The organism is Filobacillus milosensis, assembly GCF_004402015.1.
GTDB classification, from domain to species: Bacteria; Bacillota; Bacilli; order Bacillales; family Alkalibacillaceae; genus Filobacillus; species Filobacillus milosensis.
The window spans coordinates 50,377-64,188 of the sequence record NZ_SOPW01000010.1 but is presented as its reverse complement, the minus strand read 5'-3'; the positions used below and the strand labels follow the sequence as shown (position 1 = coordinate 64,188).

The 13,812-nt window shown below is 35.4% G+C and carries 24 protein-coding genes and 1 pseudogene; 4 read left to right on the top strand and 21 right to left on the bottom strand.

Annotation, left to right across the window (positions count from 1 at the left end):
* Positions 1–37: 37 nt before the first annotated feature.
* Positions 38–364 carry a hypothetical protein gene (locus E3U55_RS10390; RefSeq protein WP_134340366.1) on the bottom strand — a complete coding sequence of 109 codons (327 nt, stop codon included), beginning with the start codon at positions 362–364 and terminating at the stop codon, positions 38–40.
* A 284-nt stretch (positions 365–648) separates the two neighbouring features.
* On the opposite strand from E3U55_RS10390, the gene E3U55_RS10385 reads away from it, so the two are divergent.
* On the top strand, positions 649–1,026 hold the full coding sequence (locus E3U55_RS10385; RefSeq protein ID WP_194840880.1) for a DUF4181 domain-containing protein: 378 nt from the start codon (positions 649–651) through the stop codon (positions 1,024–1,026).
* Here the strand turns inward: E3U55_RS10385 and E3U55_RS10380 are convergent.
* Positions 1,016–1,954, bottom strand: a complete 939-nt coding sequence (locus E3U55_RS10380; protein ID WP_134340364.1) for an ATP-grasp domain-containing protein — start codon at positions 1,952–1,954, stop codon at positions 1,016–1,018. The genes E3U55_RS10385 and E3U55_RS10380 overlap by 11 nt on opposite strands.
* A 143-nt stretch (positions 1,955–2,097) precedes the next feature.
* Here E3U55_RS10380 and E3U55_RS10375 point away from each other — a divergent pair, with 143 nt between their 5' ends.
* The 3 genes from E3U55_RS10375 (at position 2,098) to fabI (ending at position 3,923) form a co-directional block, all read left to right on the top strand.
* A complete protein-coding gene (locus tag E3U55_RS10375; RefSeq protein ID WP_134340363.1) occupies positions 2,098–2,610 on the top strand; it encodes a DinB family protein in 513 nt (170 codons plus the stop codon).
* A 5-nt stretch (positions 2,611–2,615) separates the two neighbouring features.
* The gene (locus tag E3U55_RS10370; protein ID WP_134340362.1) at positions 2,616–3,068 is read left to right on the top strand and encodes a hypothetical protein; all 453 of its coding nucleotides are present in this window, start codon (positions 2,616–2,618) and stop codon (positions 3,066–3,068) included.
* 75 nt (positions 3,069–3,143) lie between these two features.
* On the top strand, positions 3,144–3,923 hold the full coding sequence (gene fabI, locus E3U55_RS10365) for an enoyl-ACP reductase FabI (RefSeq protein WP_134340361.1): 780 nt from the start codon (positions 3,144–3,146) through the stop codon (positions 3,921–3,923).
* A gap of 93 nt (positions 3,924–4,016) precedes the next feature.
* Here fabI and E3U55_RS10360 read toward each other — a convergent pair whose 3' ends face one another.
* The 19 genes and pseudogenes from E3U55_RS10360 to E3U55_RS10275 form a co-directional block, all read right to left on the bottom strand.
* Positions 4,017–4,625: a VOC family protein gene (locus E3U55_RS10360; protein WP_134340360.1), complete on the bottom strand. Its 609-nt coding sequence runs from the start codon at positions 4,623–4,625 to the stop codon at positions 4,017–4,019.
* 113 nt (positions 4,626–4,738) lie between these two features.
* Positions 4,739–4,963: a DUF6199 family natural product biosynthesis protein gene (locus E3U55_RS10355; RefSeq protein ID WP_134340359.1), complete on the bottom strand. Its 225-nt coding sequence runs from the start codon at positions 4,961–4,963 to the stop codon at positions 4,739–4,741.
* A gap of 28 nt (positions 4,964–4,991) precedes the next feature.
* Positions 4,992–5,384: a GNAT family N-acetyltransferase gene (locus E3U55_RS10350; RefSeq protein WP_134340358.1), complete on the bottom strand. Its 393-nt coding sequence runs from the start codon at positions 5,382–5,384 to the stop codon at positions 4,992–4,994.
* A 39-nt stretch (positions 5,385–5,423) separates the two neighbouring features.
* Positions 5,424–5,840 carry an Imm70 family immunity protein gene (locus tag E3U55_RS10345; protein WP_134340357.1) on the bottom strand — a complete coding sequence of 139 codons (417 nt, stop codon included), beginning with the start codon at positions 5,838–5,840 and terminating at the stop codon, positions 5,424–5,426.
* 37 nt (positions 5,841–5,877) lie between these two features.
* Positions 5,878–6,528 (bottom strand): Type 1 glutamine amidotransferase-like domain-containing protein, encoded by a 651-nt coding sequence (locus tag E3U55_RS10340; RefSeq protein ID WP_194840879.1) that lies wholly within the window; start codon positions 6,526–6,528, stop codon positions 5,878–5,880.
* Positions 6,529–6,548: 20 nt separating this feature from the next.
* Complete coding sequence (locus E3U55_RS10335) at positions 6,549–7,007, bottom strand: NUDIX hydrolase (RefSeq protein ID WP_134340355.1); 459 nt, start codon at positions 7,005–7,007, stop codon at positions 6,549–6,551.
* Positions 7,008–7,053: 46 nt separating this feature from the next.
* Entirely contained in the window at positions 7,054–7,689 is a 636-nt protein-coding gene (locus E3U55_RS10330; RefSeq protein WP_407644114.1) for a DUF5700 domain-containing putative Zn-dependent protease, read from the bottom strand.
* A 72-nt stretch (positions 7,690–7,761) separates the two neighbouring features.
* A complete protein-coding gene (locus tag E3U55_RS17365; protein ID WP_153801933.1) occupies positions 7,762–7,902 on the bottom strand; it encodes a hypothetical protein in 141 nt (46 codons plus the stop codon).
* Positions 7,903–7,918: 16 nt separating this feature from the next.
* On the bottom strand, positions 7,919–8,704 hold the full coding sequence (locus E3U55_RS10325) for an MBL fold metallo-hydrolase (RefSeq protein WP_134340353.1): 786 nt from the start codon (positions 8,702–8,704) through the stop codon (positions 7,919–7,921).
* The gene (locus E3U55_RS10320; RefSeq protein WP_134340352.1) at positions 8,704–9,354 is read right to left on the bottom strand and encodes a uridine kinase family protein; all 651 of its coding nucleotides are present in this window, start codon (positions 9,352–9,354) and stop codon (positions 8,704–8,706) included. The genes E3U55_RS10325 and E3U55_RS10320 overlap by 1 nt, the downstream gene beginning before the upstream one ends.
* A gap of 38 nt (positions 9,355–9,392) precedes the next feature.
* Positions 9,393–9,785, bottom strand: coding sequence for a hypothetical protein (locus E3U55_RS10315; RefSeq protein ID WP_134340351.1), 393 nt, complete (start codon positions 9,783–9,785; stop codon positions 9,393–9,395).
* Between the two features lie 67 nt (positions 9,786–9,852).
* Complete coding sequence (locus tag E3U55_RS10310) at positions 9,853–10,326, bottom strand: DinB family protein (RefSeq protein WP_194840878.1); 474 nt, start codon at positions 10,324–10,326, stop codon at positions 9,853–9,855.
* A gap of 22 nt (positions 10,327–10,348) precedes the next feature.
* On the bottom strand, positions 10,349–10,870 hold the full coding sequence (locus tag E3U55_RS10305; protein WP_134340349.1) for an AAA family ATPase: 522 nt from the start codon (positions 10,868–10,870) through the stop codon (positions 10,349–10,351).
* Positions 10,871–11,060: 190 nt separating this feature from the next.
* On the bottom strand, positions 11,061–11,408 hold the full coding sequence (locus E3U55_RS10300) for a DUF4260 domain-containing protein (RefSeq protein WP_134340348.1): 348 nt from the start codon (positions 11,406–11,408) through the stop codon (positions 11,061–11,063).
* A 2-nt stretch (positions 11,409–11,410) separates the two neighbouring features.
* Positions 11,411–11,953, bottom strand: a pseudogene (locus tag E3U55_RS10295) (DUF1572 family protein).
* A gap of 15 nt (positions 11,954–11,968) precedes the next feature.
* Positions 11,969–12,334, bottom strand: coding sequence for a hypothetical protein (locus E3U55_RS10290; protein WP_134340347.1), 366 nt, complete (start codon positions 12,332–12,334; stop codon positions 11,969–11,971).
* Between the two features lie 2 nt (positions 12,335–12,336).
* Entirely contained in the window at positions 12,337–12,885 is a 549-nt protein-coding gene (locus E3U55_RS10285) for an AAA family ATPase (RefSeq protein ID WP_134340346.1), read from the bottom strand.
* Positions 12,886–12,972: 87 nt separating this feature from the next.
* On the bottom strand, positions 12,973–13,269 hold the full coding sequence (locus E3U55_RS10280) for a putative signal transducing protein (RefSeq protein ID WP_134340345.1): 297 nt from the start codon (positions 13,267–13,269) through the stop codon (positions 12,973–12,975).
* Between the two features lie 22 nt (positions 13,270–13,291).
* Positions 13,292–13,801, bottom strand: a complete 510-nt coding sequence (locus E3U55_RS10275) for a DUF1741 domain-containing protein (protein WP_134340344.1) — start codon at positions 13,799–13,801, stop codon at positions 13,292–13,294.
* Positions 13,802–13,812: the final 11 nt, after the last annotated feature.

The following is a 13,812-nucleotide window of genomic DNA, read 5'->3' as shown; positions in this document are numbered from 1 at the left end:
TTAGCATGTTTGTTGATTGGTTTAAATGCGGATGCTTCTATCGGCCATCTTTGTAGCCTGCCATTTTAGTCACTCTTTGTCTATGTTCAAAAACATTCATGGTTTGAGATGAACCATCTGATTTGATTGTAACTAGAAAAGATTTTTCTTCAGTTTGAAGTTCATAAATATCGTTACCAAGGTATTGAACATTGGTTATTTCAGCATCTGTGCCTAATACCCTGTTTTGCACGTTGGGGTCAAATAAAAAGTTTTCAACTCTTTTTTCTGCCGTGAAGTGGTGATATATGTTATAAGGATAGACCAATAATCCACCTACAACTAACACTAAACAACCAATGGCAATAATGAACCTTTTCTTCATTACTTCTCCCCTATTCCCTCACAATTTTATGTTTAGTTTAACATATTTATCCAAAACCATTGCGTAAATTATAAGGAGAACTGAGTACTCAAGTTCAAATTTTTAGTACTTAAGTTTCTGAGTATGCGCTTGAGATGGGAAGGTTTATACTTGAGTTTTCTAAAACATTTAGAAAATTATGTTAAAATAGTGAATTACAATACATAAAAAAGTAGTTCAGGTTTGGATACACTGAACTACTTTTCATCTTGAAATTTCCTAGCCTAATGAGAAAGGAGATAATAATGTTTATCATTGAACTTGCCTATGCTTCTGTCTTTTTCATTTTAATTATCATGTTTATTGTAGTTAAATTTCTTCGGAAAAAATATAACATTATGCCTTATCCAAGCGAATACCAACATGTAAACGTGCTACATAAACGGATTGAATTTATATTAGCATTAGTGGCTTTAATTTTACTTGTTCTTTCTTATATTTTTGAGCATAGTCTCACTATCATTCTTTTAGTGTTTTCATTATTGTTAATTACATTTGTCTTTCGTTTTTATATGCAATATAAACATGAGCCCGAAGAAAAGGAATATCTAATTACACTTGTTCAAGCTATAGGATTTTTTATCATCACATTTGGTGGCATAATTTTATACTTTATGGTTTAGTTATTGTTTCAAGCCTATTCGCTAAAGCTTCCGCCAGTTCCTTCATCCCATACATTCCAGCTTTACTTTCAGCATCTGAGTTGTAGTTCGTGTTTGTATTGATATCGTACGTGTAAAGCTCACCGTTTTTATCACGAATGAACTCAATACCAGCAAAGTTAATCTGTTGATCCTTAAGGAATGCTTCGTATTTTTCAATAATCGGATCGTTGAAATCCTTTATAATTTTGAACTTCTCTCGTGTGTTTTCAGTTGTCACGCAAAATTGATCGTCAATCGAGCAAACATCCGCTGGACAAAGTTCAAATCCTTCAGATGTGTCCACACGAACCGCATATAAGAATTTGCCATCAATAAACTCACAACGCGTTATCGTTGAATCCTCTGATTCGATATATTGTTGTAACAGCGTGATGCCGTCAATTGGCGTTTCGAAAACGGTGCTATTCACATATTCTTTAAGTGCATCTTCATCGTTAAATAATTGGACGCCTAGCCCTTTACCTGCACGATTATGTTTAGTGATAAAAGGAGCTTCCATTTTCTTAGCCGCTTCAATTAGTTGTTTTTTCCCTACCGTTACTACCGTCTTAGGTGTTTTGATGCCATGTCGATCAAGTGCTGCATACTGTCTAGCTTTGTTCACTTCAAGATCCAGCGCGTGACTGCCATTAAGCACAGTGCGACCATGACTTTCCAACCACGCCAGAACTGTAGATGTAAGTTCTGGTGCATATCGGTGCCCTCTAGAGTGAGATGAAGCACTCATTCGATTATAGAAAATACCCTCAGGTGGCTCTTCAGACAAATCAATGACACCTTGATCCAAATGCCAATCCTCATAAGGCACATTTAATTGATCTAATTCTTCAAGAAGGGGCTGCGTCCACTCTGCGTTTTCATGGATGATATATACTTTAGGTTGCATTCTAACGCCTCCATAACTAATAATTCCTACCTGTTTACTAGTATATAGGATTGATGTATGAATTGAAACTTATTTAGTTTGCATAAATATGGTAAGATTTACGCTAGAACTATTCTAATAGGAAGAATAAAGGAGGTTAATCAATGTCATTTAAAATAAATAAGGTAAAGGGTTTTTCATCTCAAATTGGCCATTTAGTTTGGCAGATGAATTATATTAGAGAAACCACATTGGAAGCTGCCAAGGGCTTAACAGTTCCAGAGCTTGATTATTTGATACACGATGATGCGAATAGCATTGGCGCATTACTATTACATATGGCTGCAGTGGAAAAGGGTTTTCAGATTGAGTTTTTTGATGGACGCGAGCCAAATGAAGAAGAGATGGCTGAGTGGGGTGACGCCTATAGTTTAGGTGAAAAGGGCCGCCAGAATATCAAAGGTCACTCATTAGGTTTTTACATAGATAAGTTGAACGAAGTCAGAGAGCGAACATTATCAGAATTAGCCAAGCGAGATGATGAATGGTTATATGAAGAATGTGTTTGGGATGGCCACCCTTCAAATCAATATTTTATATGGTTTCATGTGCTTGAAGATGAGATTAATCATAGAGGGCAAATTCGAATTATAAGAAATAAGATATTAAGGAGATAAGAATTATGTCTATTTACATGAAGATAATTTTAATCTTAACACCACTTGTTGTTGGCTTAATTACTTACCAATTAATATATATATCACCCGTTATTTTGCAAATATTAATGGGAATTTTTTGGCTTTGGGTCGGATACAAATTTTCAATTACACCCGGGAATAGTATAATGAACTTTTTAGTCGGTAATAGCTTATGGTTAATTGCATTTTTATTTTTTATATTGCAATTTGTACTAACTACCGCCGTTTTAAATTTTTTTATAGGAAAACTTACCGTAAGTTATATGTTTACTTTTAAATGGTTAGGCGAGAAAGTACATTTGCCAATTACTCATTATCACCCAGGTGTAGAGCTCATGTTTTCAGCTTTTATAATGATGCTAGTTGTGTTTACCGCAGGCTTTATTTTCGGGAAAAGTCAGGAAAGATTTTCGACTAACAGGGTGTTTAGCAAATAAAGAATTATGATATAATTAGTAGCAGATACTAAAACTAGGCATAATATCTAAATTCTTTTCTCATAGGAGGATATCATGGAAGATTTACTGAATTTGAAGGGTAAAAATATCGTGGTAATGGGTGTTGCCAATGACCGCAGTTTGGCTTGGGGAGTGGCTAAGTCACTTTACAAAGCTGGCGCGAATCTAATCTTCACTTACCGCCAAGAACGTTCTCAAATGAAATTAAATAAAATGTTAACGAAGTATGAATATGAAGCGAAATCGGTTGTGCAATGTGATGTGAACGATGATGAAAGTATTAAAGGTGCATTCAAGGAAATCGGTGATGAAGTTGGAACTATTCACGGTGTTGTTCACTCAGTGGCGTATGCGAATGCGGAGGATCTAAAAGATGATTTCGTTAATACCTCTAGAGATGGATATGCATTTGCGCAAGACACGAGTGCATACTCGTTAATTGCTGTTGCGAGAGAAGCAAAGCCTTATATGACTGAAGGTGGAGCGATTGTAACAATGAGCTACCTTGGAGCTGAGCGTGCGGTTCCTGGCTATAATGTCATGGGTGTTGCCAAAGCAGCGCTTGAATCATCGGTTAAGTACCTATCACTAGACTTAGGTAAAGATAATATTCGAGTAAACGCAATCTCTGCTGGAGCAGTTCGCACACTTGCGGCAAAAGGAATCGGTAACTTCAATCAGATCCTTCACAAAATTGAAGATGAAGCACCACTTAAGCGTAACGTCACTCAAGAAGAAGTCGGCGATATGACAATGGCCATGCTAAGTGATCTATCTCGTGGTGTGACTGGTGAAGTGGTTTTTGTGGATTCTGGTTATAATATTTTAGGATAAACATGAATTAAAGTTTGAGCATTAAATTGTTAATCAATTTAATGCTCTTTTTCATAAAAAATCGACTGCTCCAAGAAGAACAGTCGTTTCGATTTATAAATTATTAATAAAATTAATTCTTACACCATTCGGATCAGTAACTAATCCACTTTCTTCTCCTTCTATTTCTACTTTATTCAATCCAACCTGCTCCCCTTGAACAAACTGAATTTGAGAGATATTTTCACCTAACAATTTTGAAAAGTCTTCTACCTTGTCAAAATCTTTTACGCTGATTTCCATTGAAGTAATGTGTTCCTGGCCACCCTCAATAACATCGTCTAGTTGTTGAAGTTCAATACGGAAGCGATATGGTGTACCTATAAATGTTCTTCTGTCGCCTTCATTCACATTCCAATCTAAAACACTGGCTCTCTGACAAATATCATCATGCTCTTTTTTAGTCACAAGAAAGCCTATATGGTCAAACATCGGCTTTTTACCTGCTCCAAAAGTTATATTGACTTTACCTTTTCTAACTTCGATTATTCTAAATAAAGGATTTCCCTCTCTAAAATCCTCCCATTCTAATGGTGGGTGATACGTTTGTATTCCGTCTTTTACTTTCGCAAATCGTCCAGCGACTTGAAAGCCATTTTCCACATAAAATTTTTCTGTTTCTTCTACTAGGTCTGTCCAATGATGATAATGAAATAATTGCATTTTTCTCCCTCCAAAAATCACTTCTTAGGGTTAGTGTACAAGATTTACAAATTAGTAGCTTCAGAAAATCGATTGAATTGTTCTACAACTTTAGAAGTACATCAAGTAAACCTTTAAATTAAGATAAACAATCCCACTATAGATATAAAAACACCTATCACTCTATTAGCTATTAATGCAAATTCTGAAGGTTCCGTGTCATGAAGCTTCCACCCTATCTCTAAATACCATGCAGCATAAGGGAAAGTAGCGCTTAATATTCCTACTAAGATAAGGATGAAACCTATCAGATCAAGAGAGGTATCATTATTATTGATTTCTATTACCGACAGAATCATTTTCACTTATAGTCCTCATATATAAAAGCTACAAACGTTTCCAAATTGCACCTAAGCCCGGTGTAAATCCACACTTTTCATAAAATTGGGCTTTATCTTCCTCATATGTAACTGAAACAATGTCTAACCCGAAATGTTTTGACTCCTCTAGTAACTTTTTCACAAGTTCAATCCCTAGCCCGTGTCCTCGATAATCAGGATGCACCATGATGTCTTCCATATAACCATGCTCTAGTCCCATACCACATACATAACCGAAGGCAATTAAATCTCCCTGAGTGTCTCTTATTCCAGCCCAGAAGTTACATCGTTCAAATAATGTTGGATAATCATTATCACGTCTGGCCCAGCCAACAAGTTCCCTTAATTTTGGTACTTCATAATTTGAAATTGGTGGGTTAATAATTACTCTACTAGACAACAATGACCCTCCCATCACGCACTATCTTCCTTCAATAATTCACCTCGATACAATCTCTATGTTACTTTCCAATTCAATAGCATCATTTAACGCAAGCAATAGCAGGTCAAATAAATCTCTGCCATCACTTGTAACAAAGTAGTTTGATAAATTCGTAATCTCCTGACTAATGTCATTTCCCCAAGGTGGTACTTTGTCTAAATCTTCTATATCCCAAACTACTTCACTAGGTGGCAAAGTTTTTAGTCCTTCTTTAACTTCCTCAACTTCTTGTATTGCATTAGAAATATCTTTAGAATTTATTCCTCTAAAATACAGTTCATTTAATAGCAAAGGATACTTGGCCCCCCAACCATCCGATTCTAAATGATAACTAATCGTTGAAAAAAAGGAATGAAGGAAGTCACCATGCCCTATTCGATAAATGTTAAAGTCAACTTGAAAATATACAGCCACTAACTATCACTCATTTCGCTTTCGTTTCATTTGATGATTAAATAAATGCATTTTCGCTAATCACGACTATATCTCCTACCATATGTAACTGATCACCATCTACAATCAGTCCATCACCGTCATTGCCTGCATAGATTTTTGTTCCGGTTTCTTGTGCGTATTTTTGAACTTTTTGCTTAAACTCATCAGACCAACGATTGTAATGTGGAAGAAATTCAAAATCTACAAAATTCAATGTATCAGAGGCTTCATCGTTAATTTTTCCGGTAAATAATTGAAATAGATTCGTCGTTTTACCAAGTTGAACTGCGCCACCGCTAACACCTACAATGGTTCCACCGTTGTTAAAATAATCTCGTAAAACCCTATCCATTTGGCGATTCTTGATCGCATGCCTAAACTCAATTGGATTCCCCGCTGAGAGGTGAATTATGTCGCACTCCATTAATTCCTTAATTCTCATTGAATCAAATTCACTACAGAGGTCAAAAAACATCATATTATGTATTCCGTAACTCTTATAATATTGAACTTTTGTATTAAAATATTCCTTGTCTTTATCCTCAGTCGATGGAATATAACCTATCTTTATATCTTTAGCTTCAAAGCCGGCCAATAGTAATTGATCCAACCTTTTATTACCTGGCGACTCAATCACTTGGTCACTATAGAAATACAACTTCCCCACGTTGAAACACTCCAACTCTTTTACCTTGTAACACTCTTTTTATTTATATACGAATCTATATAACTGCGATTCACCTCATTCAAACCTTCAGGCAAGTCGTATATATTAAAATATTGAAAATCACGAGACTCTGAATAATCAATGTTCATATGCCCTTTTGTATCATGAGTTAAATACACAGCCGTTACGGAGTAAAGCTGGTCCCCATTATGAAGTTTTAAATAATATTCAGGCCCAGAGCATATATCTACTAATTCTAATTCACTAACATCAAGGCCCGTTTCTTCTTTTACTTCTCTTTTGGCGGTATCTTCTAAACTTTCACCTAACTCCATTAAACCACCTGGTAATGCCCAAGATCCATCGTGTCTGTGTTGTAACATTACTTTATCTTCTTGATTTACTATTAAGACTACAGCTCCCGGTAAGATTAATGGTCTTTGGCCTACTAATTTTCTTAATTCCATAACGTATTCCATTTATTCCCTCCTTAATCGATAATGTTCCCATGACATCTAACCCCACCTAAGCTTCCATTAATTCTTTCATGACTTGCTCTATTTCTTGATTGAAATTTGGTTCTGTCCATGAAGTAACAGCTTTTAATTCACCGTACTTTTCAATGAGGTGTTGGAGGATTTCATATCCAATAAAATAAGCTAGTCTTGTATAGTCATGCTTTTTACCCCCATTAATGGAAAACCATTCATTAAAAATTTCCCGTGGTGATTGTTTATCGCGATCATTAATAAACGACCGAATCAGTTCTTGTTTGTTTGCTAACGCAAACTCTAGCCACTCTTCTCCCTGGTCGTCATATGAAAAATAAACAGATTCCTCAGCTTCTGCGACTTGTTTAGAGAAGTGAGTCGCACACCCTTCTTGTAGTAACCATATATATGGATTCTCCCAATTTAGACTTGGCCAATCCATCCCTTCTCGGTCAGACAGTAGGTTATGAAGCGCATGCCCAAACTCATGCGCAATGATTACTTTCAAGTGCTCAGTATTTGGTGAAAGTTTTTCTAAACAAAACGTTATTTCTGGTATGTACTGACGATGGGTAAACGCATTTGATCCGTAGCAGCCTACGATTACATGAACATCTTTCGTGAATTGAACTTGATACTTTTTCTCATATGCTTCAGATACTTCTTGTATAAGCGATTCAATTTTTCCACTAGACTCTTTGATATCTGCTAGCTTCCTTGGGTATTTTTCAATAGCTGCTCTCTATTTCTCTCCAGGATTCTTACAGTGAAATAAAAAATACTGTTCAAAATCACTAGAGAATTTTCTATAATAATGTTCAAGAAAGTCTTCGTGTGGCTCATAGTTTTCTAAAAAATATGGAACTGTATTATGTACCTTCATCAAAACACTCCTCTTATTAAAACTTCACACTAAAGCCGTTAAACTTATGTGTTCCCGTTCCGAATTTGGTCAGGTCGTTTTCTCTTAAATACTTAACGGCAACCTGCACTTCTTTCAAAATATTTGGGGCAAGCCCTAAGATATTATGTGATCCATATACCATGTTCACTTTAGGAATCTTTGAAATTTTCTCTAGTGAGTCAACTAAATCTTCTGGGTTGGTAGAAGGGTAGAAAGCATATACTGGGGTGTCATCATAGAGTGTATCGCCTGTAAATAGATACCCTTTTGTTTCATCAAAAATAGTGATATGTCCTGGTGAATGTCCTGGGGTATGGTAGATGATTAGCCTTCTATTACCTAATTCGAAGACATCTCCATCGTGTAATACGCCTGTTGGTTTACCTTGAAAGGGAAGATATGTCTCGGGGTTAAATGTCCTGGGTGTCGGTTTCGTAATATCTCTTCCAATATCTTTTCTTATTTGTTCTAGTGGTAAGCCTTGAATGCCATTCTCTAGCCAGTCCGCATCTGCTTCATGGACATAGATTTTCTCGAATTCCCCATGACTTCCTATATGGTCGACATGTACATGGGTTGTGATCACTTCGATTGGTAAATCCGTTAATTGATCTGTGATTCTTTTAATATTGTCTATCCCAAGCCCTGTATCGATGAGTATTGCTTTTTGTTCGCCAATTAGTAAGAAGGAGTGGACTTTCTCCCAGTGCCCATATTCACTAATCGCATATGTATCTTGATCGATTTGCTGAACGGTAAACCAAGGATCTTTTATTACCATTAGTAATCACTCATTTCTAACTTTTCTACGTCATATCCTTCATTGGAATTTTTCAAAACCACATCAAAGTTTTTGTGATAAGGGTGCATGAAAAGTTCATACTGAATTCGTCGTTCTTCGTGTGATTGTCTGATGAAATCCATGTCCGCACCTCTTTCAGAAACGTCACGAATGCCTCTTCTGTTTAGTTCGGTTTCCCCGTCCGTATATAGATAGATTTTTAGATCTAATAGTTCTGGGTTTATGAATGCTACACTCATACCCTCTACAATAGTTATTTTGTTTTGCGGGGTGATTAAAGTACTTTTCAAATAATGAGTATCCATTGTGTATAGATCCAATCCGTCTCTAACCATCTTTACATCTCTTTCTAATGACTGTGCATTGTGGGCCACTGGGTGACAAGCCGTCATTTTAAAACGATGATTTTTGTTTTCATACTCATAGTCTAATAGAGTGTATTTTCTTAAGCTAGAACCGATAATATACGGATCTGTATTGATGTAATTGACTTCAATCGGATTTAGGTATTCTGATAATTTTTTTGCAAAAGTCGTTTTTCCAGAAGCGCCATGACCTGATATTCCAATGACTGTTCTTTTGCTAGAATGCCTTACTCGATCCGCTACTTTTTGTATAATTGCATCCATGTTTAGCCTCCAATATTATGTATACTAATTAGGTCGAGCTAACGAAAAACACTCATTATTTCTGTATTATCTTTTTCAGTAATTAACTCCTTACCTTCAGGTGATACTTTATATATGATATATTGCTCGACGACTTCATCATCTACGACATATCTATTGTTTTTTCCTAGAGTAATGATATATGTTTCTTTGCCTACTTGAATTGCACCTAACTCTAACTTATACCAAAACCGATCCATATCATTATCTTTTACAACTTTATTTTTGTTAGGAGTTGACGGGTATTGAGGGTGTTTTTCCAGTACTTTATTAATAGCATCAATTTCACTAAAGTGACCTTCTGTTTCATCGTTATTTTCATTATTGATTAGGAAGATTAAAGTTACTAAGATGATTAGAATTAATGTGGTTACCGCTAAATTTTTCCTCACAGGACTCTCTCCTTATTTGAAAAGTAATTTTCGCTATATTTATAATTTTCATATTTCACCTCGGAATCTAATTTAAATTCTTCTCAACATATTGTTTTATCTGTTCTGAATGATGTGAATCATGCTGAGCTAAACCATTAAAGTAGTCATATAACGAAAGGGTCGTAGCTTTAATAATGATCGTCTTTTCCCACCATTCATCAGATATTTCCTTAGTAGCTTCATATAGTTCTGTTCTGGCTTTGACAAAGTTATTAATAATAGTTTGTTTACTTTCTTTTCTAGCAAACAAAGCAGATTCCTTGTTCAATTCATCCACATTTGGGCTGTTAGGTAGGGATTGATTAGTGATCAAAAATGGGATTCGCTGATTAGTAATAAATTCATCCCAAGGTTTAAAGTGGGCTACTATTTCTGCGATACTCCACTTCCCCTCTTCAATGGGTGTACGCCATTCTTTTTCACTCAAATTCACAAGTGATCTCACAAAATCTATTGAATTTTGTTGGTGATTTAAAATCTCTTTCTTTAATTGATTCATCATAATCATCCCGATTCCTAATTTATTTTAATTGCTTTTTAATACTTTCTATTACCTCTTTAACGCTCATACCCTCAGTATTTACATACTCGCTGAAGTCATGTTCGTTATAAGCTTTTAGACATTTATCAGTTTGTTGAAAACACCAACCATCCTCTTCTGCTTCTCGCTTTCTTAATCGATTGTGAATAACTTCCTTACTAGCTGTTAGACAGAAGGGATAAGTACGGTCGATGTTTTTAAAACCGTTAATGATGTAGTTGAAGTACTCTGGTCTACGAATGGTCATTGGGACAATTAAGGTTTTATTATATTTTTTATGTAAGGATTCTGCGACAGTGACCGTCAGTTCTCTCCATAGTTCAAGGTCTTGGAAGTCACCCGTCTCGGCTTCAGCCCACTTCATTTCATCTGGAATCACTTCTCTTAACATGAAGCCAACTTCTTCAGGATCGTAAATCATGCTATTGTCTAGTTCTTTTACTAGTTCATTTGCTACCGTTGTTTTTCCGACGCCAAATGCGCCATTAATCATAATTATCATTGTTTTACCTCTGTTTCTTTATTCTTAATGACAGTAAAAAGTTTATAAGATATCCAAAGACTAAAAGTATAAGTAAATAACTGAAACTAGTATTTGGCCAGATTAGTTTAACTACAGTAAAAGCCCCTAGGGAACCTAATACGGCCCCAAGCCACATCCTAGTTTGTAATTTCATTACTTCTCCCCCTAATCACACACGGTTCAAGTGTGTATCTTTAAATTCCGTTGTATACTTCAGTCCATAACCAACTGTTCGGTCCATACCAATGTGAGCAACCCAAATCAAACCAATCGCTAAAACCAGTGAGTTTGATAGAATCAGACCAATTAGTACAAAACCGATAGCGAGAATATATGTATGAAATAGATTATAAATAATTGCTCCTACTTGGTTATTCACTGCATAACCAAACATCGATAAATCCGGTGTTAGTAGTAAAACAAAGAATAACAACCAACTGAAATCTAAATGATTATAGAAGTAAACACTTAATGCAAGTACTGCTAACCCCTCTAAATGTAATAAAACTTTATTCAATTTTACTCCCCCGTTTTACGTGAAACCATATTGTTGAATTCTTTTGATTGATTCTTGGGTATACTCAATATTACCCATTCATCACCTTTAATCTGTTTCCCAATATATAATATCTGTCCAACATGATAACTAATGTGCGCAACTTCCGTTTGAATAGCTTGTAATACACTAATTGGTTGTTGTCTTAGAGTAACTATTTTATGTAAGTCATTTTCTTTAAGATTTTCTAATGTATTAAAAAGTAGTTCCCAACCTTCATCCCAATACTACTCCATTAACTCTTCCTTTGATTCGTGCAAATCTACAAACTCTGAGTCTCGGTCTCGATAAGGTTTCTCCCCATCAGTAGTTAAAAAGTCCACCCATCGAGAGTGCATATTTCCACTTATATGTTTAAGGATTATAGCTACATTGTTTGATTCTTCACTAGGCTTTCTGTGCAAATCCGCTTCTGTTAGTTGTTCCATTCCTTTTTCAGCCCGTTCCTTAAAATGACGAAATTGATTAAAAACTATTGAAAGGTATTCCTTTTCTATTTGATTCATTCAAAACCTCCTCAATTAACTTCCATATTGATGCTGCAATCTGCCACTATGGTACTCTAACCATTTATAGAGTTCATCTTCTAAAAACAAAAATTCATTATTTATTTTAATTGATGGTATGTATTGATAAGTGTTGTATGATGTTCTTTGATTTCTTTCAACTTGATCTTTGACAATCATCTCTTTAAGTTCGTTTTCTTCTATGTCCAGAATATTAGATACTTCTTCTACATTAAGCAGTCGGTTCTCAGGCTCTTCTTCTTGTGAATTAGATTCTATCACCACACTGAAGTCCTGAATGGCTGGCGCAAGGATTAGTGCTGCTATGATCATAGTTATTCCAATAAATAGACTAGGTAAAATTCGTGTTAGAGTTTCCATGTTCATACTCCTTTTATTTCTAGTATCTCGGCTATAGCATCTTGTACGTCACCATTGCTTTTAATTTCATATAGGTAATCTGCTTCTTGAAGAGTCGGATGCTTCACATCATTCTCTTTTCCTTGTCGTTCTAAAACTTCTTCAAAGCTTGAAGCAGTTCTAAATATGTTTGTACTTCTTTTCGTGTGTTTGACTCGATCATTCAAGACCTGTTCAGGCAAATTAAAGTAGACAATAATGGTTATGAAGCCATTCTTTTTGTAATAATTGATGTTGTCTAACCTGCTCTTTTGGTTACGGTTAGAATTACATTTTATTAGATGATAGTCTGTTTGTTTTATAGTGTAATCTACCATTGTTTGAGTAATTGTATACTTCAAGTTATTTGGGCCTTGACTTGGTATTAATTTTTTATAATAGGCATTGATGAACTCAGCATGATTATCCTGATCAATGACGACTGAATTGGGTAACTGTTCCTCTAGTTTTCTAGCGAATGTTGTTTTGCCGCTGTGGGTTTTTCCGACTGTGATAATTGCGAGCCTGTTCATAACTATTAAATTCACCTACTCTTAAAGTTCCTCTTATTCTCAACTACTGCTACATGAAAAAACTCGTAATCTGTTCCCTTATAGCTATTAGTTATTTATGTCATAGTCAGACAAAAGACTTCTCGCTTTATATAAATCTTCTTCTCGCACATCTATTCTGGTGAACCTACCCATTCCTGTTAATCCACCTTGTGACACACGATGCGCTGAGCCGATGTTCTTTTTCCTACACCTAACCCCATTTGATTTAAGATAGTTATAATATGCGATCGATTTTTCAGGTTGTTTTTCTGGTGTTTCCATGACTGTTTTCCATTTCATGTTATCTCTTATAGCAAGTCCCCACGCTATAAGAAGTATGAGAATAATCGCTATCCACAGCACAATGAGTCCTCCTATTATGTACTTACTCCCCTAGTTTCGCACCTTCTGAAATAATTTCATTAAATTGATCAATACTTAGGTCTTTGTTTTCCTGACCTGTTTCTTCTGAGTAAAGCCCATCTTTCATGTATTGGAGTGCATCTCGGATGTTTTCTAGCTCTGCTAACTGTTCTTCAGTAGGTTCATCGTCAGCACTGAAGTTTGAAACATATTTAAAAAAATATGACTCTATTTGTATATCCCAGTCGATAAACCGGTTCCCGGTTTCTAATACTAAACTCGTTTGGTCTAAATGATGTCGTAATTTTTTTAAATGGTAATCCCAATCCTCAATATCTTCAGGGCTTTCTAAGATATTGTCTGCCGCCATAAGAGTTAAATCTAAGTGGTGATAAAATTCATTCAAAAATGACTCAAACTGCTCTTCATCCTCTTGCTTTTCATGATTGAGCATTGGAACAGTAATGATTAATGTAATAGATAATAGAATTATAGTTATTGTTTTTATTTTTTCTTTTGGCAAGTTCCTCATAAACAAATCTC

Coding starts and splice junctions, on each gene's coding strand:
- E3U55_RS10390 (WP_134340366.1), bottom strand. CDS start 364: ATGAAGAAAAGGTTCATTATTGCCATTGGTTGTTTAGTGTTAGTTGTA.
- E3U55_RS10385 (WP_194840880.1), top strand. CDS start 649: ATGTTTATCATTGAACTTGCCTATGCTTCTGTCTTTTTCATTTTAATT.
- E3U55_RS10380 (WP_134340364.1), bottom strand. CDS start 1,954: ATGCAACCTAAAGTATATATCATCCATGAAAACGCAGAGTGGACGCAG.
- E3U55_RS10375 (WP_134340363.1), top strand. CDS start 2,098: ATGTCATTTAAAATAAATAAGGTAAAGGGTTTTTCATCTCAAATTGGC.
- E3U55_RS10370 (WP_134340362.1), top strand. CDS start 2,616: ATGTCTATTTACATGAAGATAATTTTAATCTTAACACCACTTGTTGTT.
- fabI (WP_134340361.1), top strand. CDS start 3,144: ATGGAAGATTTACTGAATTTGAAGGGTAAAAATATCGTGGTAATGGGT.
- E3U55_RS10360 (WP_134340360.1), bottom strand. CDS start 4,625: ATGCAATTATTTCATTATCATCATTGGACAGACCTAGTAGAAGAAACA.
- E3U55_RS10355 (WP_134340359.1), bottom strand. CDS start 4,963: ATGATTCTGTCGGTAATAGAAATCAATAATAATGATACCTCTCTTGAT.
- E3U55_RS10335 (WP_134340355.1), bottom strand. CDS start 7,007: ATGGAATACGTTATGGAATTAAGAAAATTAGTAGGCCAAAGACCATTA.
- E3U55_RS17365 (WP_153801933.1), bottom strand. CDS start 7,902: ATGAAGGTACATAATACAGTTCCATATTTTTTAGAAAACTATGAGCCA.
- E3U55_RS10325 (WP_134340353.1), bottom strand. CDS start 8,704: ATGGTAATAAAAGATCCTTGGTTTACCGTTCAGCAAATCGATCAAGAT.
- E3U55_RS10320 (WP_134340352.1), bottom strand. CDS start 9,354: ATGGATGCAATTATACAAAAAGTAGCGGATCGAGTAAGGCATTCTAGC.
- E3U55_RS10310 (WP_194840878.1), bottom strand. CDS start 10,326: ATGAATCAATTAAAGAAAGAGATTTTAAATCACCAACAAAATTCAATA.
- E3U55_RS10305 (WP_134340349.1), bottom strand. CDS start 10,870: ATGATAATTATGATTAATGGCGCATTTGGCGTCGGAAAAACAACGGTA.
- E3U55_RS10290 (WP_134340347.1), bottom strand. CDS start 12,334: ATGGAAACTCTAACACGAATTTTACCTAGTCTATTTATTGGAATAACT.
- E3U55_RS10285 (WP_134340346.1), bottom strand. CDS start 12,885: ATGAACAGGCTCGCAATTATCACAGTCGGAAAAACCCACAGCGGCAAA.
- E3U55_RS10275 (WP_134340344.1), bottom strand. CDS start 13,801: ATGAGGAACTTGCCAAAAGAAAAAATAAAAACAATAACTATAATTCTA.